The sequence below is a fragment of the Arthrobacter sp. ISL-30 genome (genome assembly GCF_018613855.1).
In the GTDB taxonomy this organism is placed as follows: domain Bacteria; phylum Actinomycetota; class Actinomycetes; order Actinomycetales; family Micrococcaceae; genus Arthrobacter.
The window spans coordinates 1-23,305 of the sequence record NZ_JAGGPK010000063.1; the positions used below are offsets into that span (position 1 = coordinate 1).

General features: G+C 56.9%; 16 protein-coding genes and 3 pseudogenes. 7 read left to right on the plus strand and 12 right to left on the minus strand.

Annotated elements, in window-relative coordinates:
* From J7E82_RS19970 to J7E82_RS20015, 10 genes and pseudogenes are all read right to left on the minus strand, one after another.
* Nucleotides 1–197, minus strand: a pseudogene (locus J7E82_RS19970) (VanZ family protein); the annotation flags it as partial.
* 452 nt (nt 198–649) lie between these two features.
* Nucleotides 650–1,246, minus strand: coding sequence for an LPXTG cell wall anchor domain-containing protein (locus J7E82_RS19975; RefSeq protein WP_214865845.1), 597 nt, complete (start codon nt 1,244–1,246; stop codon nt 650–652).
* Nucleotides 1,247–1,411: 165 nt separating this feature from the next.
* Nucleotides 1,412–3,277, minus strand: coding sequence for a DUF4012 domain-containing protein (locus J7E82_RS19980; RefSeq protein WP_214865847.1), 1,866 nt, complete (start codon nt 3,275–3,277; stop codon nt 1,412–1,414).
* Between the two features lies 1 nt (nt 3,278).
* On the minus strand, nt 3,279–4,592 hold the full coding sequence (locus J7E82_RS19985) for a UDP-glucose/GDP-mannose dehydrogenase family protein (RefSeq protein WP_214865849.1): 1,314 nt from the start codon (nt 4,590–4,592) through the stop codon (nt 3,279–3,281).
* 46 nt (nt 4,593–4,638) lie between these two features.
* Complete coding sequence (locus J7E82_RS19990; RefSeq protein ID WP_374223647.1) at nt 4,639–6,033, minus strand: sugar transferase; 1,395 nt, start codon at nt 6,031–6,033, stop codon at nt 4,639–4,641.
* 420 nt (nt 6,034–6,453) lie between these two features.
* Entirely contained in the window at nt 6,454–7,575 is a 1,122-nt protein-coding gene (locus J7E82_RS19995; protein WP_214865853.1) for a glycosyltransferase, read from the minus strand.
* Nucleotides 7,576–7,633: 58 nt separating this feature from the next.
* Nucleotides 7,634–8,752, minus strand: a complete 1,119-nt coding sequence (locus tag J7E82_RS20000; RefSeq protein ID WP_214865855.1) for a glycosyltransferase — start codon at nt 8,750–8,752, stop codon at nt 7,634–7,636.
* A 32-nt stretch (nt 8,753–8,784) separates the two neighbouring features.
* Nucleotides 8,785–9,975 carry a lipopolysaccharide biosynthesis protein gene (locus tag J7E82_RS20005; protein WP_214865857.1) on the minus strand — a complete coding sequence of 397 codons (1,191 nt, stop codon included), beginning with the start codon at nt 9,973–9,975 and terminating at the stop codon, nt 8,785–8,787.
* Entirely contained in the window at nt 9,972–11,102 is a 1,131-nt protein-coding gene (locus tag J7E82_RS20010) for a glycosyltransferase (protein ID WP_214865858.1), read from the minus strand. Before J7E82_RS20010 ends, J7E82_RS20005 begins: the two co-directional genes overlap by 4 nt.
* A 280-nt stretch (nt 11,103–11,382) precedes the next feature.
* Entirely contained in the window at nt 11,383–12,888 is a 1,506-nt protein-coding gene (locus tag J7E82_RS20015) for a polysaccharide biosynthesis tyrosine autokinase (protein ID WP_214865876.1), read from the minus strand.
* 829 nt (nt 12,889–13,717) lie between these two features.
* Between J7E82_RS20015 and galU the strand changes: the two genes are divergently transcribed.
* Complete coding sequence (gene galU / locus J7E82_RS20020; RefSeq protein ID WP_214865860.1) at nt 13,718–14,599, plus strand: UTP--glucose-1-phosphate uridylyltransferase GalU; 882 nt, start codon at nt 13,718–13,720, stop codon at nt 14,597–14,599.
* 308 nt (nt 14,600–14,907) lie between these two features.
* Here the strand turns inward: galU and J7E82_RS20025 are convergent, their stop codons facing one another.
* Complete coding sequence (locus J7E82_RS20025; RefSeq protein ID WP_214865862.1) at nt 14,908–15,372, minus strand: Lrp/AsnC family transcriptional regulator; 465 nt, start codon at nt 15,370–15,372, stop codon at nt 14,908–14,910.
* 197 nt (nt 15,373–15,569) lie between these two features.
* On the opposite strand from J7E82_RS20025, the gene pdhA reads away from it, so the two are divergent.
* The 6 genes and pseudogenes from pdhA (at nt 15,570) to J7E82_RS20050 (ending at nt 21,335) form a co-directional block, all read left to right on the plus strand.
* Complete coding sequence (gene pdhA / locus J7E82_RS20030) at nt 15,570–16,826, plus strand: pyruvate dehydrogenase (acetyl-transferring) E1 component subunit alpha (protein WP_214865864.1); 1,257 nt, start codon at nt 15,570–15,572, stop codon at nt 16,824–16,826.
* Nucleotides 16,823–17,926, plus strand: coding sequence for an alpha-ketoacid dehydrogenase subunit beta (locus J7E82_RS20035; RefSeq protein WP_214865866.1), 1,104 nt, complete (start codon nt 16,823–16,825; stop codon nt 17,924–17,926). Before pdhA ends, J7E82_RS20035 begins: the two co-directional genes overlap by 4 nt.
* A 2-nt stretch (nt 17,927–17,928) precedes the next feature.
* Complete coding sequence (locus J7E82_RS20040) at nt 17,929–19,440, plus strand: dihydrolipoamide acetyltransferase family protein (protein WP_214865868.1); 1,512 nt, start codon at nt 17,929–17,931, stop codon at nt 19,438–19,440.
* A gap of 1,017 nt (nt 19,441–20,457) precedes the next feature.
* Nucleotides 20,458–20,580, plus strand: a pseudogene (locus J7E82_RS21420) (hypothetical protein); the annotation flags it as partial.
* Nucleotides 20,576–20,878: pseudogene (locus tag J7E82_RS21425) on the plus strand (BNR-4 repeat-containing protein); the annotation flags it as partial. The pseudogenes J7E82_RS21420 and J7E82_RS21425, both read left to right, overlap by 5 nt.
* Before the next feature lie 298 nt (nt 20,879–21,176).
* Nucleotides 21,177–21,335, plus strand: a complete 159-nt coding sequence (locus tag J7E82_RS20050; RefSeq protein WP_214865872.1) for a hypothetical protein — start codon at nt 21,177–21,179, stop codon at nt 21,333–21,335.
* Between the two features lie 326 nt (nt 21,336–21,661).
* Here J7E82_RS20050 and J7E82_RS20055 read toward each other — a convergent pair whose 3' ends face one another.
* Nucleotides 21,662–23,095: a hypothetical protein gene (locus J7E82_RS20055; RefSeq protein ID WP_214865874.1), complete on the minus strand. Its 1,434-nt coding sequence runs from the start codon at nt 23,093–23,095 to the stop codon at nt 21,662–21,664.
* Nucleotides 23,096–23,305: the final 210 nt, after the last annotated feature.

Below are 23,305 nucleotides of genomic sequence, written 5' to 3' on the forward strand. Positions count from 1 at the left end.
AGAGTTGACATAGTCATCTGGCCCATCTCAATGGCAACAGAGACGAGGAGCCCCAGTCCGACATTCAGCCATGTCCTGGCGGGGAAAGCCAAGGCGGCAAGGAGTCCCACGGGCAGGAAGAGGAGGGCGTTGGCTGATGCTTCCACGAAGTTATAGCCGAACCATTCCGGAATCCCGTGCAGGTGCAGGAAATCCAAGAAATTTGAAAGAGCGCCCTGGACTGGCTTATCTACAGGGCTCGGCCAGAAACCAATAAAACCAAGGACCGGGAAGTATAGAAAGAGCGCAATGCGGCATGAAACTGCACCAGACGTAACTGATTTAGTCAAGAAGTCCTCATGATTGCCAGAGCGGCTACCGAGAGTGCGGAAACAGCAAGGAGTCCGAGTAGAACGAGTTGCCAGGATCGTTTGAATTGCCAGGTCCTATTTTGTGGCCTGTATTGACTGATTGTTCGCGGCGGCGCGTCAGCCGGTCTCAAATGCCTTGTCGGCAGGGCAATGCCCATGCGTAATTGAAAACGCCGTTGGCGCCAGTGCCTCCCCATAAAGTCAAAGTATTGCAGTAGCTGCTGGCAACAGAAAAGGTGCGGTGCTCCAGATTTCCCTGGGGCACCGCACCTTCGTTGGCTGTGTGGCTAGCCGAGACTTTAGGCGTTGGTCTCGGTGGCCTTTGCGCGACGGCGAACGGTGATTACCGAAGCGGCACCGGCAGCCAATGCGCCAGCACCAACCAGTGACCACAGCACCAAGCTGGAGTCAGCTCCGGTGTTGGCCAGAGGAGTTCCACCAGTGGTCGTAGCCAGCCCGGTACCGGTTGCTGCACCGGCAACTGTGACGCTTGCGGTCACTGTTCGGCCAGAGGTGGCGCCAGTGGCTGCGAGGGTGTAGGTGCCAGGTTCGCTGATGCTCAGCGGGAACGAGAAGGCCCCGGCACTGTTTGCGACTGTGCTAAAGGTCTGAGTAGCTGTAGGAAGTACGATCTTGGCCGGAACGGCTGCGCTAGCACCGCCGGAGAAGCTACCGCCAATTGCCTGCGGCGTTGCTGTCAGCGTCACGGTGATGGTGATGGCTTCGCCGGGAATGAAGCCGGTGCCTGAGAAAGTGAACGTTTCGCCTGGGGCTACCGTTCCGTCGGAGACGGTTCCAGTAGCCGGCGGAGCGGGATAGGTGGCTGCGGTTGCCGGAGCCGATGCGGTTAGTGCGATAAGACCAGCAAGTGCAATTGCTGCTATAGATTTCTTCATTTGTCCCCCCTGAGACCTTGCGGTGATGACGCTAACGGAGATTTCGGAGACCCCACGCATGCGTGTGCTGAAATCTCATTTGTTTTGCCCAAACCTGACGCTATCACCCCCGCACGTACCACCGCAAAATAAATCCAAGCTCGTTACAAAGGGTTAACCCTGCGGCTACTTGCCAGAATTGCATGGCTCCGACGTCGAAGCCATGACAACATTTTTTACAGCATCAGTCGTAGGGGTGACAACAACTTCCGGCTTAGTATGCTGAACAATTTTGTCAAACGAGAGTTCGACCGTTGTAGATTGTCCCGGTTTTAATAGCGTGGTCACGGTCCCAACAGGGCGCTGATCGTGGAGTTGTGAGTTGAATGGGATGCGGGTTCCATCTTGGACTGCTTGTTCGATGTGAGCTTGGGTGGGGCCGTAGACCACGGTATTCGTTTGAACGGTCCCTGGCTGAATGCCAAAGGCGCCGCCACCTGTCACATATTCGGGCAGACTTGTTGCAGCGTCGGCCGGTGCCGTGTTTGTGCTTGTAACCCGCACCGTGACTTGGCTGTAGCCGTCAGCCGGGCATTTCGTGATGAGCTGGACCGTACGTTTCACGTAGTAGTCCATCTTGGCACCAGTTCCATCATTGAAATAGACGCCGAACTGAGCCGGAGGAATACCCTGTCCTGAAATTGCGCCGCTGATTGTATAGTCCGCCAAGGTCGCTTGTTCGTCGTCGTGAGTTGACCAGACCAAGATTCGCCTTTCTTCCACGCCATGACCCAAACCCTCCATCAGGGATTTAGCCTCGCTCTTTCCTGAGGAGAGGGCATTGAAGATTTCGCCGGCCACGGCTGCAAAGTAGGCATCCTGGAGTCGGGGCTCTGTAATTTTTGAGTAGACATCGGAAAGAAGGGTTTTAACTACGTTTTCCCCACTTAGTTGTGCAGGTAGACCGTTGGCCATGGTCTGGATTTGCGGGTCCTTGAGCACCACGGGCCCAGTCGCATCCAAAATGTAAGCGAGAGCCACAGGATCGATCGAGATGACGCCATCCAGGCTCTGCCCTTTCCTCTTTTCCCACATTTCTTTGGCGACGGCGGCAGAAGTTGGGAAATCTGGGGTGAGGTTCACATCCTGAACGAACTTGCCTAGCCTGGCGCTGTAGATTTGCTTTTGTCCTTCGTCCACCTGAAGTGGAGGCACGAATATTCCAAGTCCACTGGCGCTGGTCTGATCGCTCAGAGTCAGTTTGCCCTTGTCTGCGGTCAAGACAGCCAGAGCTCCAGGGATGCCACCCGTGGCACGGATTTCTGCATTGTTTTGGATGAGCAGGAGATAGCGGCGCGGCCCGTCGGAGCCAAGCATGGCCGGCGCAAGCTTGGAGGCGCTTACTGCTACCCCAAGGGTTTCTTGGACGGAGTGAAGTTGCTCACGTGCCTCCTCCAGAGGTGCAGCAATTTCGGGCAGTAGGCTTGCGGAATCGATGCCGTGAAGTCGTTCGGCGGAGGCTTTTACGGCGTGTGCAGCTGATGCGACTGTTGTCGCTGAGGAGCGGATGGGGCTGAGGTTCGCTCCGTCGGGCCCAGGGAGCAACCCATCCCAGTCCAGGGTGTCGAATACCCGGACAAGAGGAGCAACCCCGAGGTTTACCACATCGTCTGCGGATCTTGCTATTTCCGCTGCGGCCGAGAAGTTCGCCCCAAGCCACGGCGTTGCTGTCGCCAATTTCCAGAGCGGATCCTCGGACGCGTCCCTTGCGGCCGAGGTATGACTCCTCATTGCGGCCACCGTAGCCGTCGCCTGGTCTTTGCGTTCCCTGAGAATGTCCTCCTTGAGCTGTGGGACGAGCTGAACAGCTGCCTGGAGTTCCGTCTTGATCGTTGAGGCCTTGAAGCCTAACCACGCGATTCCAATGATGAGAAGGAACAGCAGAATGGCTATCCAAGTGGCAAGTTTGAGCCATCGCCGTTTCTTCTTGCTTGGACGTCCGCCGGATCGCCGGGTTGCTTCTCTGAGAGGATGAACGGTCAAGCCTGCCATGCTAGGGCCGTCCCAAACCGCGGTAGAGCCACCCTGCGGACCGCCACTTGCTGGGATCAAGAGTATTGCGACCGTCCAAGATTCGACGGCACGTAACCGAGGCGCCTGTTACGTAAGGATCAAGGTCCCGGTATTGCTGCCATTCGGTGAGCAAGAGGAGAATATCGGCCCCATTCAAGGCGATTTCGAGATTACTCTCGTAGTGCAGTTCGGGAAACCGCTTAGCAGCGTTGACTAGAGCCTTAGGATCATTGACAGTCACCACAGCTCCCTGAAGCTGCAGCTGGGCGGCGATGTTCAGGGCGGGAGAATCCCGTACATCGTCACTTTCGGGTTTGAAAGCGGCGCCAAGCACCGTGATCCGCTTTCCCAACAGGCTCCCGTCACACAGGTCACGTGTAAGTTCGACAACACGATTCCGTCGTCGCATATTGATAGCGTCCACTTCCCGGAGGAAAGTCAACGCCTGGTCAGCGCCGAGCTCTCCTGCCCGTGCCATAAATGCCCGGATATCCTTGGGCAAGCAGCCCCCGCCAAAACCAATGCCGGCGTTAAGGAATTTGCGGCCGATGCGGTCATCTAAGCCTATGGCGTCAGCCAAGCTTGAGATATCAGCTCCCGCAGCCTCGCAAACTTCGGCCATGGCGTTGATGAACGAGATCTTAGTCGCGAGGAAAGAGTTTGCGGCCGTCTTTACAAGTTCAGCCGTTGGGTGATCCGTGATGAGTCTTGGCGTTCCATTCGACAATGGAACGGCGTAAACTTCGTCGAGAACAGACACCGCCGGGTCATCCTCGGATCCCCCTTCAACACCATAAACGAAACGATCAGGTTGGAGCGTGTCGGAAACGGCATGGCCCTCGCGGAGGAACTCGGGGTTCCAGACTAAATGAGCATCCGGTTGTACATCTTTGACGAACTCGGCCAGACGCGCCGCGGTTCCCACGGGCACGGTTGATTTGCCGACAACTAGGTCTCCGGGGGCTAGATATGGCGCTAGAGCTTCGGCACTAGCATCTACGAACCTCAGGTCCGCACCGTTTTCGCCCTTTTTCTGGGGCGTACCCACGCAGATGAAGTGAACACTGCTGCCTGCGGCAGCGGATATATCGGTTGTGAACTTGAGACGGCCCGTTTCCTGCACGTCCCTAAGGAGATCCTCAAGGCCAGGTTCGTAAAACGGGGCCGTTGCTTCAGACAGATTTGCGATTTTCTGTTCATCGACGTCAATTCCGACAACCTCGTGGCCAAGTTTTGCCATGCAAGCAGCATGCACTGCCCCGAGGTAGCCGCAGCCAATAACTGAAATACGCATGATTCCTCGTTCCTTACGCAGGTATTCCTGCCTTGAATGCGGTGAGTTAGTAGGCGCCGGTACCGTGAAATACAGCACGGACGGTACGCAGGATAATGATGAGATCGCCGGCCAACGACCAGTTCTCTACGTAATAAAGATCCAAACGAACGGAATCCTGCCAAGAGAGGTTGGATCGTCCGCTCACTTGCCAGAGCCCAGTGAGGCCCGGCTTCACGAGCAGCCGGCGGCGGACGTCGTGTTCGTACACCGCCACTTCGCGCGGCAACGGAGGACGGGGTCCAACCAAGCTCATCGATCCGGCAAGAATGTTGAACAGCTGTGGAAGCTCGTCAAGACTGTATTTCCTGAGTACTCCGCCAACCCGGGTCACTCTGGGATCGTCCTTTATCTTGAATAGCAGCCCCTTGCCTTCATTTCGGAGCTCAAGTTCTGCCAGACGGGCTTCGGCACCAACGTCCATGGAGCGGAACTTCAGCATGCTGAAATGGGTCCCCTCAATCCCAACGCGCTCCTGCCTAAACAGCACTGGCCCGCGGCTGTCGAGCTTCACTAGGAGGGCAAGGATGACCATTATGGGAGAGGTCAGTACGATCAGAATGCCGGAAACCAGCACGTCAAATAAACGTTTGGCCACGCGTTGTCCGGCTTCCAGGCTCGGTGTCGTTACGTGAATGAGGGGCAATCCAGCTACTTGCTGAGTGTGGATTCTGGGGCCAGCGATGTCGGTGAGTGCCGGGGCCATAATGAGTCCAACGTTGCGGGAGGCGAGTTCCCAGCCCAGATGTCTAAGCACCTGGGGGTGAAGTTGGACTCCGGCTGAGACTGCAACGGCGTCTGCCTTGCAGCGATCGATGGCGTCTAGGATCGATTGTGTGTCGGTGCTGTGGCCGAGTACCGGAAGTCCTGACTGCGGTTCGATCGCAAGTTTATCGATGTCCCCCGGAATATAGGCCGCGATGGGTAAGTACCCGGCATGTCTGGCACTGTGGAGCGACAAAGCGAGATGTGCAACGGCATTCGGCCCACCAAGAAGTAGGAGCCGCGACATGCTGCCCCCCCTCAGCCTGTGGACACTCAAATGCTGGCGCAGTAGCCATCGGGCGAGTAAAAGCCCGGTCAGCCCCACGGGTAAGGCAACGCCTACATATCCCCGCGCAGTATCGATCCTTAGAACGTAAGAAAAAATTGCAACTAGGCCAAACAGCCAAAGAGACGCCGCGGCCACTCTTTTGTACTCGTCGGGTCCTGCGCCGAGAATCAGACTTTGCCGACTGTTCCAAGCCTCGAGCATTACCCACCAAGCGAGCGCCAATGCTGCGGAGAGCCACAAGTAATTAGGTTCTTGCCTGGTGGCATCAAATCCCGCATCGATGCCAAATCGAATGACATATGCGCCGCTCACGGCCCAGACGATAACGAAGGCGTCGACTACTCTCAGAAGACGAGATGTGCGTACTCTCCAATCAGAATCCGTCCCCAATTATCATCCCCATGACGTAGTTCTTCTTGACGGGAGGTCCCCCGTCGATAGAGTACAGGCGCTTTGCCCGTCAATCGTAATGTTTCAAGCCATGATGGTGGTTTCCATATTTCCGAGACGGAAGTTGGAAAGTGTAGTTCCTGCCCGATCAGGACATGCCATGGAAAAGAATCCCCGCGGTGTGGTTGCAGGGCATAATACCGAGACTCTTGATCCTTGGTTCTTTCAAGAAGTCTGCTAAACGACTAATCGATAGGACTCATCACGAATCTAAACAGGGTAACCCGCATCCCATGATCAGACTGTTCTGGCGCGATCGTTGCGCCAGAACTGCCGTTCTTGAGTCAAAGCGTTACTATGCCCTGACCCAAGAACGAATCAGACGTAGGCGGATTCTTGATTCTGCGCGATCAAGCGAAGCAGGGCACTCTCGTAGGCGGCGCAAACGCCTTCCCATGAGTATTCTGAGGCGGCGCGTTTCTGAGCCATAAGCGCCAGTTTGTCTTGCTCAACGCGATCCTGCATTAGTTCAGCTATGGCTGCTGCAATGGCTGATGACTCAGGTGGGACGAAAACGGCACCACTCTGTAGAACTTCTCGGTTGTAGATAGTGTCTCGGGCCACTACTGGGGCACCGCAAGCCATCGCTTGAACCAGCGCGGGGTTAGTGCCCCCTACGCTGTGCCCATGGAAATAGACACCAGCATGTTGCCACAGTGAGTGGAGTTTCGCGTCATCGCTGATATGACCCAACCAATGGAAATTCTCCAATTCTGAGGCCAGCTCAGCGGCTCTATTATCAAGTTCTCCACCGTAGCCAGACGATCCGACAAGCACTACTGGCCAGGATTTAGCGAGTTGTGCGGCAGCGTCCATGAATTGAGGAACAGTATTCTCCGGGACAAACCTTGCTACCGCCAGGACGTATCCCCGATGCGTTAGCCAATCTTCGATTGGGAGCGCGCCTGGGACATCACCCCCATAGGGTATGAAGTCTCCGTCGACCTTAAATTCTTTTCTCCAGCGTGTAGCGATTGCCTCCGCATCATAAACCATGCGAGTTCCAAATTTTGCGGTCATTAGCGCCCCAACATGGAATACCTTCTTGGCCAGCTTCCCCCATTTGGCTCTGTCCCATTCAATACCATCAACATTGACTAGACTTGGAACTTTCCTCGCCGCCAGAAAAGGAAGGAAATATCCGTTTGCGGTATTCATAACTAATGCCACATCAGGCTTGTGAATGACGGCATGTATAGTCGATGTGAATCCATATGACAGGGTACTAAAAGATTTTGATTCGATTCCGGGCATCACTATCGATTTGACCCTTTGGTCCCGGGCGGGATCATTGTCTTTTGTTGAATTCGTGCGCCCATACACCGTGACGTCCCATCCCCGTTCAACAAGGTAAGGGGCGAGCCTTCTAATGGCTGTTTCGAAACCGCCGTAGTAGCTCGGGTACCCACGCGTCCCAATGATTGCCACTGATCGCTTCATTCCTAGACTCCTCCACGGACGTCGGAAAATTGTCCTTGCATGTGATCCAATTGGAACTTTATTTGCGAAGTTGATTGAGTATGAATTCGGCCTTATCGCGCCAGGTATGAATGGTAGGAATCTCTCCTGATTCACGGGCAATTCTGGTGTAATCTGCGATTTTAGAACCGATCCAATTGACGTGCTCTGATGCAGGCACAACATAGACGGAGTCTAAATTGCGTTCTCCGGCTCCGCCAATAGGAGTAGTCAGGACAGGCAGGTGCGCTGCACGATATTCATATGTCTTGATAACATCGCCACCAACTTCAAAATCACCTACGTTGTGCGGAACCCAGCCGATGTCAAAAGTTTGAAGCAGTTCGGGTACGTCATTGTAGTGAACATCTCCAAGGAGTGTTACATTTTGAAGTTTCTCAAGTACGGGACGATATTCACTATCAAGGATAGGGCCGGCAAATACAAAGTTGACTTCGGGTAGACCCAAGGCGGTCTCATGAATTAGATCAAGGTCGAGCCGCTTACCAATTTTCCCCACATAGCCGACCGTGATTCGACCTTTAGCGGTTGAGACAGGATTAAACCGTTCAGGATCGCAGCCATTTGTCAAAAGGACCGCATCATCCCGCCCGAATCGGCGGGCCAGAGCAAGTGTTCCTTCTGCATTTGCAGTAACGAAATCGACACGTTCAAAAATTCGTCTATATGCCAGTTCAATTTGCGTTCGTATCGGCTCAAATGCATAGTGGATGGACCAATCGTCTAGAAGATCCATACAGATGGGGCGTGAGCTATTGCCAAGTTCATGCCAGATATTGGAAATTCCAACAAGCGGATTCCAGATTATCGCAGGAGTTGCCTTGGATACGTCCGGTATTCTATAAGAATTGCGTGACTGAAGCCACCAGGCTCTACGGTTATAAAACCTTGGAAGGGCCCAGGAATAAGTATCTATTGGTACGGTATTTTCGGCCGGTGATTTTTTTCTGATTTTTCTGGTCAGAGGTTTCAATATGTATGGTTCCGGACGTGAAGCCACTAAGACAGGCCCCTCCATCTGATTGAGCCGGCCTAGCCACTCAATTAAATGACCGTCACGTGTCCGATATCCTTCTGCGAGGAGTTTCAGTTGTCCGTGCATAGGAAAGGCAAGAATTGGGTTTGATGGGCCTTTCAATATATTTCTCCCTGAATATTTGAATATGGAAACTATGCTGGAATCCGGACATGCCGTCCGATCATCCTCTGGCGCATTCGGTAACCCGGCCGCCGGTTAGTGAGCCAAGCGAACCATAGGGCGTACGTCAGCATAGAGAGGTAAGCTGCACCTACGATTCCCAAAAAACCATCAATCAGGAAGTTTCCGACTAAATTGATGGAAGCGAGCGATGACACCAAAATCAAACTCGTTTTGTATGTTCCTGTCGCCATCAGTCGGAGGTAATACGGTGCGCACCAAGTCATGAAAAGTCCAGCTCCGACGACCAATGATGAGACGACCAAGTCAGGGACGTATCGTCCCCCGGATAAGAAAGAGCTGCCCCAGGAAACCGTTGGCACGAGAAGCACACCAAGGACCATGGTGCCGGCAAAATAGGTGGCACGTATCTTAAGTGCTGAACCTTGGAAGGACGCTCCTAGATGCCTGGCGATGTATGCATTTGATAGCGACCTGTAGACGCGGTCGACCAAACCGTACGCCAAGGCATAGGTTGCCAGATCAACTGGCTCCACAATCCTTTCTAATACCAGCCGATCTGCGCTTGCAATGATCCAGAGGGCCATGTTCATCGCCCCGATAGAGTGGCTCGATATGCCCACCGCGCGTTCGATCGAGAATCCCCAGCGTGTTGGCCAGAGGGCGAGGGCGATGATGTTTGCCGCGAGGACACTGGCCACAGCGGTTGTGAAGTTAAGACCCCCCACTATGAAAAGCGCACCAAGCAGTGCCATTGGAGCGAGCGCACGGCTCCCGATCAAGACGAGATAGCGGTTGAAGCGGCCCGCTCCAATCTCGAAGGACGTGCTGGATTCCGCGAGGACAAAAGCCAACATGCAAAGGCCGCTCAATACGGCGTCAAGAGTCGACCCGCGCATAAGGCCAACGTATGCGCCGACCACAATTGCGGCTGCCGATGCGATACACAGTTCCGACGCCTTGAACTTGATCCTTGTAGAACCCTCTGCAGACATCTTGGCTATCCGTGTACCTGTACCGGTTCCGACGACCGCATTGCCGATGGCCCAGAGCGCGGTGACCACAGAGTACTGAGCGTAGTCGGGCGTTGACATGCCGCGAGCTAGGAACGCAACCGTTGCCAAGGCAGCGGCCGCAGTAACCGCTTGGGCAATCATTGATTGGTGCAGAATTGCACCGAGGATTCGACGAATTCGTGTCATTGTGGGGATTTGGGCACCTTGACAGGCTTCAGTAACGACAAGAGCTCCTGGGCGGCAGCGGCAGGGGTTAGGAACTCCTCATATCGCATCCGCCCTAGTGCCCCATAGTTGCTTTGAGACAGCTGCCTCACAAGGCCGCTGATCTCCATGAGTGTGGCGTCGGGTTCAAGTCGGGCGTAAGTGCCCGATGCGATTTCTTCGATGGCGGGAGTGGGAGATGCGAGGACAGGAACGCCGGACCGCATGGAGTCGACAAGTTTGGCGGGTAGCTGAAATTGCGCTCCGGCGCCACCATCAGTGATCGGTATAACGGATACATCGATCTGGGCGTACGCCTCATGGAGGGGGGTGTCCGATGGGATCTCGATCCAATTTTCTTCCCCTGGGCCTGGTCTGCCGAGCCCGCAGTCTTTGAACGACACCAGGGTCAGGTCTTTGTTGGATCTCATGAGTTCGAGCAATAGGGCGCTTCCCTTATGCGGTCTGAGAGTTCCGAGAGAACCAAATCTTATCCCCCATGGGCCATCTGTTGGGCGTATTGAGTCACCCGATATGTCTGTGCGCACGTGCGGAATTCGTGTTCTCGGAATGAACTTCGAAGGAAAGACGCTGGCCAACGAGTTGCTTGAGAATGTAAACCCGTGTGCCAAGGCGGCAATCTTTGATTGCGCCTTCCGAATTTGAGAAGCATGACCTCTTCGAAGCGGATTCAATTTGAGTCTGTTGCTAACAGATCGCTTGGCAAATGCTTCGGCCAATGCAGCGTCATCATCGTCGAGATCTAGGATGACTATAGCGCCAGGAAATGCTTGCCGAACATATCTTGCAAGGCGATCCAGCGGTGCCAAACCCTTGGACAACCACACCACTGTCTGAACTTCTTCATCTTGTGAAAAGGTGCCCCTAAGTTCATGTTTCCAATTCCGAGAAAGACGTTCAACTTCAATATCGAATTGGCGGGAACCTGCCCACGTTCTGCCCCGTCCGAAAGCCAAGAGCCGTGTTATTCCAAGTTCGCGACTGACCATGGCCAGGGAAATCGCTCTGCCGAGGGCGTTAGAGCTTACATCATGGCCAATGACGATGAACTCAAAGGTGGGTCCGACCACTTGTGAGTTTAGGGACATTCAGATCTCCTGACGACTTGCTATAAATGCGGGGTATGATCGGTAGTTTGGTTGGAGGCGAGTGTAGATCACGTCTACCGAGATCAACCGTTGATGTCGTTCATCGCGTTCGCGGTTACTTGTCCTCATTACGCCTTGGACGTATCCAACAATCAGCAGAGCATGCACTCACCCGGCGTAAGTACATGATCTCGAGCTTAGGCTGCCCTTTTTACCCGACCTGCATCAATGGGAAGATCCGAACTCCGCCCAGCACTTCTATTTCCCGATCCTAATTCTCTTATTGTCGTTGCCGGAAAATACCGACTGGCCGCTGGCGGTCACGAGACAGTGACTCTTCAAAACCGGCGTGAGCTGACGTGGGCACTGGCATCTGACCCCTGTCATGGGACTGCGCCATCTGGGGTTTGAAGCTAGCCGGTCCACCCCCCGGTTTCTCGCCATGGCTGTAGTAGCTATACGAGTAGGCGTCAGGACCCTTGGAAGGAAGACGGTTCAGAACGATGCCAAGTATGTTTGCCCCCACCAGGTCAAGTGCACCAAGGGACTTCTCCAGGTCCTGTTGGCGCAGCTTTTGCGAGCCGACGACGATGGCGATACCCCCGACATGTTGTGAAAGGACGGCGGCATCCGTAACGGGGAGGAGCGGCGGGGCATCCACGATGACCGTGTCGAATGCCTGCTCGAGCCGAAGGATCAACTGCTTCATCGCGTCTGAACCCAGCAGTTCACTAGGGTTCGGTGGGATCTGTCCAGAAGCAAGCACGTAGAGGTTATCCTCGCCCCACGGCTGAAGGACGTCATTAACGTCGGCTTGCCCAACGAGGGTGGTGGTCAGGCCGACACTTCTATCAATGCCAAGATATTCGTTGACCATGGGACGGCGGAGATCTGCATCCACGAGGCAGACCGTTTGGCCCGACTGGGCCAATGCGATGGCGAGGTTAGTAGCAGTAGTGCTCTTTCCTTCACCGGGAAGTGACGAGGTAATCAGAACCGTCTTGGCCCGGCCTGACACGTTTGCGAATTGGAGATTTGTGCGTAACTGACGGAAAGATTCAGCTCGTGGACTCTGCGGAGCAACCTGAGTTAGCAGGGGCCTGGTGGCGGCGTCCTGGTCAAAAGTGATGCCTCCCAGCAGGGGAGCACTCGTGATTCGCCTCAAGTCGGCTTCCCCCCGAATCCTGTTGTCGAGAGTTGTCCGGAGCGCGGCGCCTGCCACTCCAATAGCAAGACCAGCCAAGAACCCGAGGATTAGGTTTAGACGGGTGTTTGGAGCAGATGGGCTCGTCGGCGCATTGGCCGGCTTTATGACTGAGAGGCTAACTGGGGAAGAGCCCCCCGTCTTGGGCCGCTCCAATGTATCAACAGTCTTAATCAGACTGTTGGCTACCCCCTGCGCTATGGCCGCGGCCTGCACAGGGGAGTGATCGGAGACTGAAATATTGATCAAGACTGTGTTGAGGTCAGTGGTAGCCTCGACTTGAGAGGCCAATTCCTCCGCCGTCGTCGGCAGACCCAAGGAATCAATTGCCGGCTGAAGGACCGCGGGCGAGTCAACCGTTTTGACGTAGGACTGAACGCGAGCTTGGCTGAACGTATTGCCCTGCTGGAGTTCTTGTACAGAGCCAGAACTTTGAATTGCGACGAACAGCTGTGTTTCCGCCGTGTAGGTCGGCTTCGCGAAGACTGAAACGAGACCCCCGATCAAGAGGCCTGCCAGGGTAGCGGCACTTATCATAATCCAGTTGCGTCTTAAAAGACGCAGATAGTCACGTAGATCCAAGCCGGGGTCCCCCTGTGTCGATTGCTGAAGCCGCAGAAGCGTTGTACCTGCAGAACGGCAATTGGCGTGCATTCAGGGCAATTGTACCCGGCGCGACATACGAGAAATCTCAAAAAACCAATTGCTAAGGCTGGGGACCAATACGCGCTCTGTTCGCTCGCTACGCCCCTCCCGCTACCGTCTCGTGGGCCTGTCAAGCCGTAGAATTGCCGGCATGGGGAATTCCTTGCTGCAAGCAGACCTTTGCAAATGGACTTCATGTCACGCCGCACAATATCTTCTTGAAGATCCTTGTTGAGGGCGGTCTCATTGGGCTAGCCGCTTGGGCCGGGATGGCGTGGGGAATCTTCCGGAAAACACGATGGACGATGCGAGGGGGATGTCTGTCCATGGTTTCGTTGACGGTCTTGGTTGGCTAGGCGCTACCACTTCAGCCCTTGACACACTTCCCCTGTCTTTCATCGTGTTTTTCTTCATCGGCCTCGCGCTTGATGCCGAGCCGGACGTGCAGGAGAAGCGCATTTGCACTCAAACAGCAGGGTCTTCCAAGTGCAGGGTACAAGAACCTGGGGCGCCATAGAGCCGTGGTCCCTACCCTTCCAAGTTCTGAACGTTTGTTATTTCGTTACTCCAAGAGCGGCAGTATTCGATCGGGCGCCCTACCGCTAACGAACTCACGTGGCGTTTCTTGCTGTCTCCTGAGGATCGTTTTGGCATGCCTTGATTACTGTAGGTGGGGAAACTCAGGCTCATTCCTTAGGTCGACCAATGGCTTTTTTCGTTGCGCTAGGATGTAGCAGAAGCAGCAACTGCATATGGGGGGTCATAGATGCGCAAAGCCGTTATTCCGGTAGCTGGACTTGGGACTAGGTTTTTGCCGGCAACCAAGGCCACACCAAAGGAAATGTTGCCGGTGGTGGACAAGCCGGCCATCCAGTATGTGGTTGAAGAGGCAGTGCGCGCAGGATTCCACGACCTTCTGATGATCACGGGCCGAAACAAGCGTCCTCTGGAAGATCATTTCGATCGTGTGCCGTTCCTGGAGGAAACCCTCGAAGCCAAGGGGGACCACGAAAAGCTTGCAGCCGTTCGCCAGGCATCATCGCTTGCCGACATCCACTTCGTCCGGCAGGGAGATCCTAAGGGCCTTGGTCACGCTGTCCTCCGAGCGAGGAGCCACGTTGGTAATGAACCATTTGCAGTGTTGCTCGGTGACGACTTGATACACGAGCAGGATGAGATCCTTCAGGCCATGGTTAGAGTGCAGGAGGAAACGGGCGGCTCTGTGGTGGCCCTCCTCGAGGTGAATCCTGCTGAGGTCAGTGCATATGGTTGCGCCGATATCGTGCCTTCCACCGATGAGGACTATGTGACTGTCCACGGGCTGGTGGAGAAACCAGATGTGGCTGATGCCCCGTCCAACCTGGCAGTCATTGGGCGGTACGTCCTGCATCCACGAGTATTTGATGTTCTGGAAGAGACGCCGGCCGGCCGTGGGGGCGAGATCCAGCTAACTGATGCGTTGCAGACTCTGGCCACAGCAGAGGGCGAGGGGTCCGGTGTCTATGGCGTCATTTTCCGCGGTCGTCGGTTCGACACAGGTGACAAGCTCAGTTACCTCAAAGCCGTATTCACCATGGCACTCGAACGCGAGGACTTAGGACCAGCTTTGAAGCAATGGCTGGACTCTCAGAAGACATCTGTCGTTTAGTTATAAAGACAACGGGGAGCCTCTTCCATTCGGGAGAGGCTCCTCCTCTGTCGCCAGGTTCGGGCGAGATCGTTGACGAGTGCTCTACTCCGTGCGATCCGAATGCTCAGAGCAGCGTACCGTCGCCACAAGACCGCCTATTGCCGCCCGACCGTAGGAAGTGACGTGATTGGTCGTGGTGCGGCACGTATCGCAAAATGCCTGCTGTTGTTTGACTGCCATTGTCTGATCATAGGCGTTTAGTCTTTTCAATTGCGTAAATAGGAAGTTACTTCCATCCGTGCGGTTGTCGTGGCCAAAGCGGCTGACTACCTCGTATCTACATCCTCGAAGACGAGAAATGTCTGGGTGTCCACGATCCCCGGCATGGACTGGACTTGATCGAAAATCACTCTGCGAAGGTGGATGTTGTCGGTCGCCCGGACCAACAGGATGACGTCGAAGTCTCCACCCACCAGGGCAATATGGTGAATCTCGGGGATGGCCCGGAGCTCTTCCTTTAGTTCGCGCCAGGAATGTTGCTGCACTTTGAGCGTCACGTAGGCCGAGGATCGTAACCCTGCCTTGATGGGATCCACCAGGGCCGTGAACTTGGTCAAAACTCCTTCGGAAGTTAGACGGGCAATCCTTGTGTAGGCGTGAGCCCTGCTGATGTGGACGTTCTCCGCCACCTGCGTCACCGACATCCGTCCGTCGCGCGTGAGTTCCGCGATGATGTTCCGATCCACGTCGTCCAAAGGCACCGCCGTCGGCTCTGTTTCTGCCTCGCCCATGGATCCTCCAAGTTCCCTCACCGCAGAGGGCCCGCCAATTCGTCTACGGCGCCACCCGTAACCCAGCTCACACTTACGATTTGTCTTCCAGAATAGGCTTCTTTTGCAAACTTCTCCATGATTTGCTTCGAGACTGGATACGAAACATTGGCCGGGACCATACTGAAGGTGAATAGTGGCTACAGAAGGACGGAACAATGACGATCTCCGCAGACCACACCGCTCACGAACGTGAGGCCAGCAGGTCGGATGCCGCCGAAGCTGTCGATGAACTCGTTAAGCAAGCCGAAGAGGTGCGCCGGAAGTTCGGCATCAGCCTCGAGGACTACATGCTGCCGGCCCACCACCAGATTCAGATGGTGGATCCTGCCGGGCGGATGAAGGCCAAGGAAGAGCAAGGCACCGAACCCGGCCACGAGTACCCGACCCCAGGAGACGACGAACTCCTAGCCGCCTACGAGCAGCTCGTCGTCGGGCGACGCGTCAACGACCAGAACTCAGCACTGGTCCGGCAGGGCCGTATGGCCGTCTACCCCTCCAGCCACGGCCAGGAGGCCTGTCAGGTTGCCGCAGCCATGTGCCTTCGTGAGGGCGACTGGCTGTTCCCCACCTACCGGGACGCCGTCGCTGTCATGAGTCGCGGCGTCGACCCGGTACAGGCCATGACCATCTTCCGTGGCGACTGGCACGGCGGGTACGACCCCCACGAACACCACGTGGGCATTCAGTGCACGCCTCTCACCACGCAGCTCCTGCACGCTGTCGGCGTTGCCCATGCCGCCAAACTGAGGGGAGAAGACATTGTCGTCTTGGCCATGTGCGGTGACGGCGCCACGAGCGAAGGCGATTTCCATGAGGCGCTCAACTTCGCCGCCGTTTTCCACCTTCCGGTGATCTTCTTCGTTCAGAACAACAAGTACGCGATCTCGGTTCCATTGAGCCATCAGTCAGTCGCGCCGTCTCTCGCGCACAAGGCCGTGGGCTACGGTATGGCCGGCGAACGCGTGGATGGCAATGACCTCGTCGCCCTCCTTGCTGTTCTTGATCGCGGCGTCAAGCTGGCGCGCGAGGGCTCTGGGCCGCTCCTAGTGGAAGCAAACACTTACCGCATGCAGGCGCATACCAATGCCGACGACGCCACGCGCTACCGTCCGGACAGCGAAGTGGCCGAATGGATGGCCAAGGATCCGATTAGCAGAATGAAGACCTATCTCACAAGCCAAGGGCTTCTGGATGAAGACCGCGAAGCAAAGATCGCCGAGCACGCCGAACAGGTCGCCATGCAGCTGCGCGAAGGGCTAGGCGTCGATGTGTCCGTTGACCCGCAGGACCTGTTCAGCTTCGTCTTTTCCAAGCCCACACCGCAACTGCGCGAGCAATCCGCCTTGCTGGCTGATGAGCTAGCTCGCGATGCATCCGCCACCGGCGCAAACACTGAGGAGGCAGGAAAGTGAGCCCGACAGTCACCACATCGTCAGAAGCGAACGGCAACGTCAGCGCTGCCACCGCCCGCGCGGCTGCCAAAGCCGCCGCCGTCGCCGAAGCCAGTGGGCCGCAGGCAATCACCTTGGCCAAGGCGCTGAATACCGCAATGTCGGATGCTATGCAGGAAGATCCCACTGTTCTGGTATTCGGTGAAGACGTCGGCACTCTGGGGGGTGTATTCCGAGTTACTGACGGTCTCACCGCCACTTTTGGTGAAAAGCGCTGCTTCGACACTCCGCTGGCTGAATCCGGGATTGTGGGCATGGCGATCGGCATGGCCATGAACGGTATGCGCCCTGTGATCGAAATGCAGTTTGATGCCTTCGCCTACCCCGCCTTTGAGCAGATCATCAGCCACGTGGCCAAGATGCACAACAGGACGCGGGGACGGGTCAAGCTTCCCATTGTCATTCGCGTTCCGTACGGCGGTGGAATTGGCGGCGTAGAGCATCACTGCGATTCCTCCGAGTCGTACTACGCCCACACGGCCGGACTGAAGGTGTTCACGCCGGCTACCGTTGTGGACGGCTACCGCATGCTGCGAGAAGCCATCGACTCCGACGATCCCGTCATTTTCATGGAGCCCAAGAAGCTCTACTGGTCCAAGGATCAGGTAGACCTTGAAGCCTTGCGAGCCGAGCATGCCAGGGGAGAGAAAAGCACGGCGGGACGTGCCGCCGTCGCCCGTCTGGGAACTGACGCGACGCTCATTACTTATGGCCCGTCCGTCCCCACGGCCCTGGCTGCGGCTGCCGCGGCGGCTGAAGAGGGACGTTCCTTGGAGGTGATCGATGTCCGCTCGATCGTTCCGTTCGATGATGAGACCGTCAGTGCCTCAGTCCGTAAGACGGGGCGCGCTGTGGTGATCGCCGAAGCGCACGGCTTCGCCTCTGTCTCGTCTGAGATTGTGGCCCGCATTCAGGAACGCTGCTTCCACTACTTGGCTGCTCCCGTCCTGCGGGTGACTGGCTTTGATGTTCCCTACCCCGCTCCGAAACTGGAGCACTACTACTTGCCGAGCGTCGACCGCATCCTCGACGCCGTCGACAACCTTCAGTGGGAGGACTGATCATGACGACAACCAGCGAAACAAAGGTGTTCCTGCTGCCGGACCTGGGGGAAGGGCTTACGGAGGCCGAACTCGTCAATTGGCTCGTTTCGGTGGGCGACGAGATCCGCGTCGACCAGCCGATCGCGGAGGTGGAGACGGCTAAGTCCATGGTTGAGGTGCCGTCGCCGTTCGCAGGAATTGTGGCTGAGCTGCACGGGGAAACAGGCCAGACGCTCGATGTGGGGAAGCCACTGATCTCGGTGGCACCGATTGGCGAGGTCATCGAGAGCAAGCCTGCTGAAGTCCCTGTGGCCGAGCCTGCCAAAAGCCCGGTGGCCGAACCGGCCGAGGCCAAATCAGCGGATGCTCGTCCTGCCGAGGCTGCCTCGATAACAGCTGCCGAAACCTACCGCAAGGAGGAACAGGCAGGCTCGGGTAACGTGCTGATCGGCTACGGAATATCCGGAGGGGGCGAGGCCAGGAGGACCAGGCCGCGACGGACGTCAAGCGGGTCGTTGGTCGGCCTGGACGATATGCGGGAGTCGGCTGGAGCGCCGATATCCCGCACCCGAGTGCCCGGGAAACTTTCTGCTGTCATTTCTCCCCTGGTTCGCAAGATGGCCCGCGAGCATGGTGTTTCCCTTGACGAGATCGAGGGTTCGGGAGATAGCGGACTGATAGTGCGTCGCGACGTCGAGGCTGCAATCGCGCACGCTCCGATGGCCGGACCACGTCCAGTAGTTGAACCTGTCGAGACCCGTACTGCAGCTGAGCCCCAGTCTGTTGAACCTTCCGAAGGCGGGCGGCTCGATGCTCGCACAGGCCTGCCCGTCTTGTCCCGCACGCCCATTCGTGGCGTTCGAAAGGCTATCGCGGCCAACATGGCTCGCAGCCGCAGCGAGATCCCCGAAGCTACTGTTTGGGTGGACGCCGATGCCACAGCCCTGTTGGAGATGCGTGTCGAGCTGAAGAAGCGCGATCATCACGGGACGCCAGGCCTCTTGGCTTTCATCGCCCGTTTTGTCACAGCTGGGTTAAAGAAGTTTCCCGAGTTGAATACGCGTGTGGAGACTGGGGAGGACGGTGCCCAGGAGATCGTCAGGTTTGAGGGTGTGAATCTCGGCTTCGCGGCCCAGACTGACCGAGGACTTGTGGTCCCGTCGGTTCACAACGCCGACAAACTCACCGCCCGCGAGCTGGACGATGAGATTCGCCGTCTCACCGCCGTCGTCCGCGAGGGCAAGGCGAGTCCCGCTGAGCTCGGGAGCGGCACTTTTACGCTGAACAACTATGGGGTTTTCGGGGTGGACGGGTCTGCCGCGATCATCAACTACCCAGAGGTGGCCATCCTCGGGGTAGGGCGGATCATCGACAAGCCCTGGGTCGTGGACGGACAACTGGCTGTTCGGAAGGTTACTGAGCTGACGCTCACCTTTGACCATCGTGTGTGTGACGGTGCTACCGCTGCTGGCTTCCTCAGGTACGTTGCAGACGCGGTTGAGAATCCTGGGAGCATCCTCGCGGACCTGTAGTGACAGATTGACCTCCTATGACAATCCTCGTCATAAATTGTGTGTTTATTGAGCTAATCTTGAGCTTTACTGTGTAAAGGAGCAGTCCACGCGTTAGTATCCTCGCGTTGCCCATGGAAAGGGAGAAACGCCCTTGGATCTCGCCCGCTATGTCTTTGGTCTTGCTCTCCTGACATTTTCTGCATTCGTAGCTGCCGTTTGCATGCTTGTGGTGCTCCGGTTGAGGTCGAATCGGAAGAGCAAAGAGTCCTCTGTCGAACATCTTTTGAAGGATTAGAAGCTGCCATACATCGACATCAATCCTCACCGTCAGCGCCCCAAGTGGATCGCATACACAGGCCTGGGTTTGCTCACGGCTGTGTGTGCGATTGTCGTGTTCCTCGCGTTAGGTGCCGGTTAACTACGTTCCTGACCCCACTTTTTCATGCACCGCTGAGCAAATCTTGAGCGGATTTTGGCCGGAACTTTCGCGTTTGTGCGGTGGGCTGCTGAGGGTTAATGGGCAGCATGTCTCCTAACGATCCTTGGACTGGGCCGAGGACGTCACCCGAAGGAGCACGCCGTGCCCAACGTGACTGTGAAGAGAGGCAAGCCTGACCTGAGCCAGGCCACCTCCATGGTTGCCTCAGGGCCGGCGTGCTCCGGTTCGGATTCCAGCCCCAGCTCTTGCACCCACCGCCAACGGAAGGGCGCAAGACCTTAGACGGGGCCGGGGGCGGCGAATCTGTTGTTGGGGGCAGACTCACCTCCGGCCCACAAAACGGCGCCGGCTCAGCGGCGTCGAGGTTACAGCGGCACCGGTTGCGTCGGAACCGGTGCCGCTGGCGTGTCTGGGCAGGGCGGCTATGCGGTTGGCATTTACCACGTGGACGGGAAGTTCACGAAAGAAATTGGAACCTTGGCCTGGAGCGATTATGAACTAGATTCCGCTGGACGCGGAACTTAATGCCACTTTTGTTCGGTTCGCAGGTGACCTATCCCCGATTCGCGCTTCACCCGGACGGCACCCTGTTCTGCATGTACCGTGACGGGGCATCTGGGAACGGCGATGTGTACCTGAACCGCAAGAATGTCGGGGCAGCGTGCACGCAGTTGGGCAAGCTCGCGGACGGCAAGACTAACAACGAGAACCCCGATGAGTCCGGGTTCCTCATGGACGCTGACGCGACCCTTGCGGTTTCCTTCACGTGGTCCGAACGGCGGGGACCACAACACCAACGCCGACGTGCATTTCATCAAGTCCACGGACAAGGGCGCGACGTGGAAGAACGCCGGGAACACAGGGGTCACTGTCCCGCTTGTTTATTCCGACACCACGGCACTCGCGCTGGACACCGCTGCCACGAACTCGGGCATCATTAACCAGTTCGGCCTTGACCTGGACACGGACGGGAACCCTCACATCGCCCTGACCCTCGCGGACGGCGCAACGCCTGATCGGAACATCCACCACCTGTACTGGACCGGCTCCGCGTGGGTCAACCAGCAAGTCACCGACCTGAAGAACGTCATGGGCTACAACGTCATGCCGACCCGTACCGCCGTCGCCTGCACCAATGATGGGCGGACCCTGATCCTCGCCTCTTACGTTCGCGTCACTATGTGCGGCACGTTCCGCATCTTTGACGTAACAGGGGGGCGCGGCAACGGATGCGCCGCTCGCCAACCTGGCCGGGCGGGACTGGGAACTGACCTACGACGGGCGGGCACTCCGGGAAGGCAACGAACTCAACATCATGCTCTCCCAGTGCAACGCCGAAGCCACCAGCCCCGGCCCCGACTACTGGGACATCAACAACTGGAACCGCCAGTGGGCCAGTGTCCTGACACTGGACCTGGCAGAGGTAGGGGCAGTGTTGCGAAGGGAACGAACCCGCCGCACATCAGACAAGTGACGTCGATCAATGTGCCGAACAAACGCGAGCGTCACGGCAACCTCCGACGCCATCGTTCCCGGCTCGGGCGGGCTGGTCACACTATTTAATCTTCGAGGTAAGCAGGTATTTTGCACGCCTCACTGCACGTGCATCCACGACAGGCGGAACGCTAACGATATCCGCCTTCGAGGTTCAGCAAGGCGGCTCGTCCAGGGTCTTCGCGTCCATCCCCTTCACGGGCGCATCCACCGCCCTTCGCTCCACACTTTGGATGCCTTTGCAGTACGGACCCGTCAATAATGCGGACTCCCTGATCCAGGTCATGGGAAGGGTGTCCGCGACGTTCACCGGGACTGTATCAGCGGCGGTGCTGGAACTAACTGGGCGTAATCGACTAGATGCCGACCCCTCGAACCGCCCAGGCTCACCGGAGTCTCCGGCTTCGTGAGCTTGGGCGGCGGGTTCGTCCCCGGCATCCGCGCATACGCGCTGGCGATCAGGAACCAGACAAAAAAGCCAATAGCCGGCCACGTGAACAAGTCAAAAATCATGGCGGTTATCATCACCGCAAGCAGCATCACACGCAGGGTCGCCGAGGCGAGGCGGAAGGCGACGACTATGACAATGATGAGCACTATAAGCCCCAGCACGCCGTTCTGAGCAAGCGTCAAGACGTACTGGTTGTCCACCGCGTTGAACCCGTCAGTCTGCAAGAGGCCCTCGCTGAATAGCCGTGGGGTGGACGCGCTTCCATCCCCGATCAGGACAGTCCCAAGGTCCCGGAAGTCCAAGAGGTTGGAAACGGCATCAAGCGCGCCGAGCCTGTGCCCGACTGAACCGGAGTTCACTAGCTCTTCGAACTTCTCCACGAGGAACGGGAACGCGACGGCCAGCCCCATAAGGGCCAATGTCCCAAGCATCGGAAGGCGCACGATCAGGGACGGCAGTATGAAGGCCAGAGCGGACAGAACAACAAAGAGAATGATGGCGTTCCGGCTCCCCGAGACAAAGACCCCGGCGGCCAGCAAGAAGAAAAGAGCGAACCTGACGAGCCCCGTGAAAACCTTGGTTCGGAGAATGAGCAATGCACCGACGATCAGTGTGAATGCGAAAGGTAGTGGGTGACCAAAGGTTCCTTGAGCTCTCGGTATAGATGCGATCAGCTCGTTGCGTATCCAAGTGGACTTGCCGTCCGGAAGGATGCGCCCGCCACGCCAGATGGGTTCAGATAGCTGGAGGACCTCATAGATCCCGATCGCGGCCTCGGCGGCTGTCGCGAGGATGATTATCTTGGCGACTGTCGGCCAGGCTCGTAGTTTTGCGGCACCGGTTGCGAGGACGAAAGCCGCCCCGGCCACGAGGACTTCAATCGCGAAGAACGGCCACTCGTTGTCGTCCTCGACGAGGGCGGTAGCTATGGCCCCGAGGGAGAAGAACAGGAGCGCCAGGGTGATGAGACCTTTCGAAGGTTTGGCCTTGATCCGGACCGCCACTGCCACTGTCGTAGCTGCCAGTACTGCAGGGACTGCAAAGCGCAGGGAGTTCTCCGCTTGTGTGAGACGAAGTATGGGCACCGCCATGAGAGTAAGTACAGCAAGCGCGAAGTGAGCTGCGAAGAACCTTTCAACCTTCCATGCGAAAGTCCACAGGAAGAACGCCCCGACAAGGACACCAGCGCCAATGAAGGGTTCAAAGACGAAAAGAAGAGTGAAAGCCGCGACGGCAATGATGGCCCCGAGCGTCCACAACAGGCCGTTCGCATCGTGGTCGCGGTTCATTTCTTAGGTCGTTGCCCGCTGAGTAGTTGGGCCGCTGTGCGCAAATGGCGGACGCGCTCAGGGCGGTCAAGGCTCATAGCCCAGGACGTGAGACAGGCGATGATGCCTACCCCCAAAAATAAGTAAGACCATACATGCAGCGGTGCCGGATCGGCGTGTTAGCGGCCATGAAAAACTGCCCATAGGCGGCCACGAAAATGCCCACTGACG

What these genes read in the sequence shown, in the direction of transcription:
- J7E82_RS19975 (WP_214865845.1), bottom strand. Translation starts at nt 1,246, where the DNA reads ATGAAGAAATCTATAGCAGCAATTGCACTTGCTGGTCTTATCGCACTA.
- J7E82_RS19980 (WP_214865847.1), bottom strand. Translation starts at nt 3,277, where the DNA reads ATGGCAGGCTTGACCGTTCATCCTCTCAGAGAAGCAACCCGGCGATCC.
- J7E82_RS19985 (WP_214865849.1), bottom strand. Translation starts at nt 4,592, where the DNA reads ATGCGTATTTCAGTTATTGGCTGCGGCTACCTCGGGGCAGTGCATGCT.
- J7E82_RS19995 (WP_214865853.1), bottom strand. Translation starts at nt 7,575, where the DNA reads ATGAAGCGATCAGTGGCAATCATTGGGACGCGTGGGTACCCGAGCTAC.
- J7E82_RS20005 (WP_214865857.1), bottom strand. Translation starts at nt 9,975, where the DNA reads ATGACACGAATTCGTCGAATCCTCGGTGCAATTCTGCACCAATCAATG.
- J7E82_RS20010 (WP_214865858.1), bottom strand. Translation starts at nt 11,102, where the DNA reads ATGTCCCTAAACTCACAAGTGGTCGGACCCACCTTTGAGTTCATCGTC.
- galU (WP_214865860.1), top strand. Translation starts at nt 13,718, where the DNA reads ATGCGCAAAGCCGTTATTCCGGTAGCTGGACTTGGGACTAGGTTTTTG.
- J7E82_RS20025 (WP_214865862.1), bottom strand. Translation starts at nt 15,372, where the DNA reads ATGGGCGAGGCAGAAACAGAGCCGACGGCGGTGCCTTTGGACGACGTG.
- pdhA (WP_214865864.1), top strand. Translation starts at nt 15,570, where the DNA reads ATGACGATCTCCGCAGACCACACCGCTCACGAACGTGAGGCCAGCAGG.
- J7E82_RS20040 (WP_214865868.1), top strand. Translation starts at nt 17,929, where the DNA reads ATGACGACAACCAGCGAAACAAAGGTGTTCCTGCTGCCGGACCTGGGG.
- J7E82_RS20050 (WP_214865872.1), top strand. Translation starts at nt 21,177, where the DNA reads ATGCTCTCCCAGTGCAACGCCGAAGCCACCAGCCCCGGCCCCGACTAC.
- J7E82_RS20055 (WP_214865874.1), bottom strand. Translation starts at nt 23,095, where the DNA reads ATGAACCGCGACCACGATGCGAACGGCCTGTTGTGGACGCTCGGGGCC.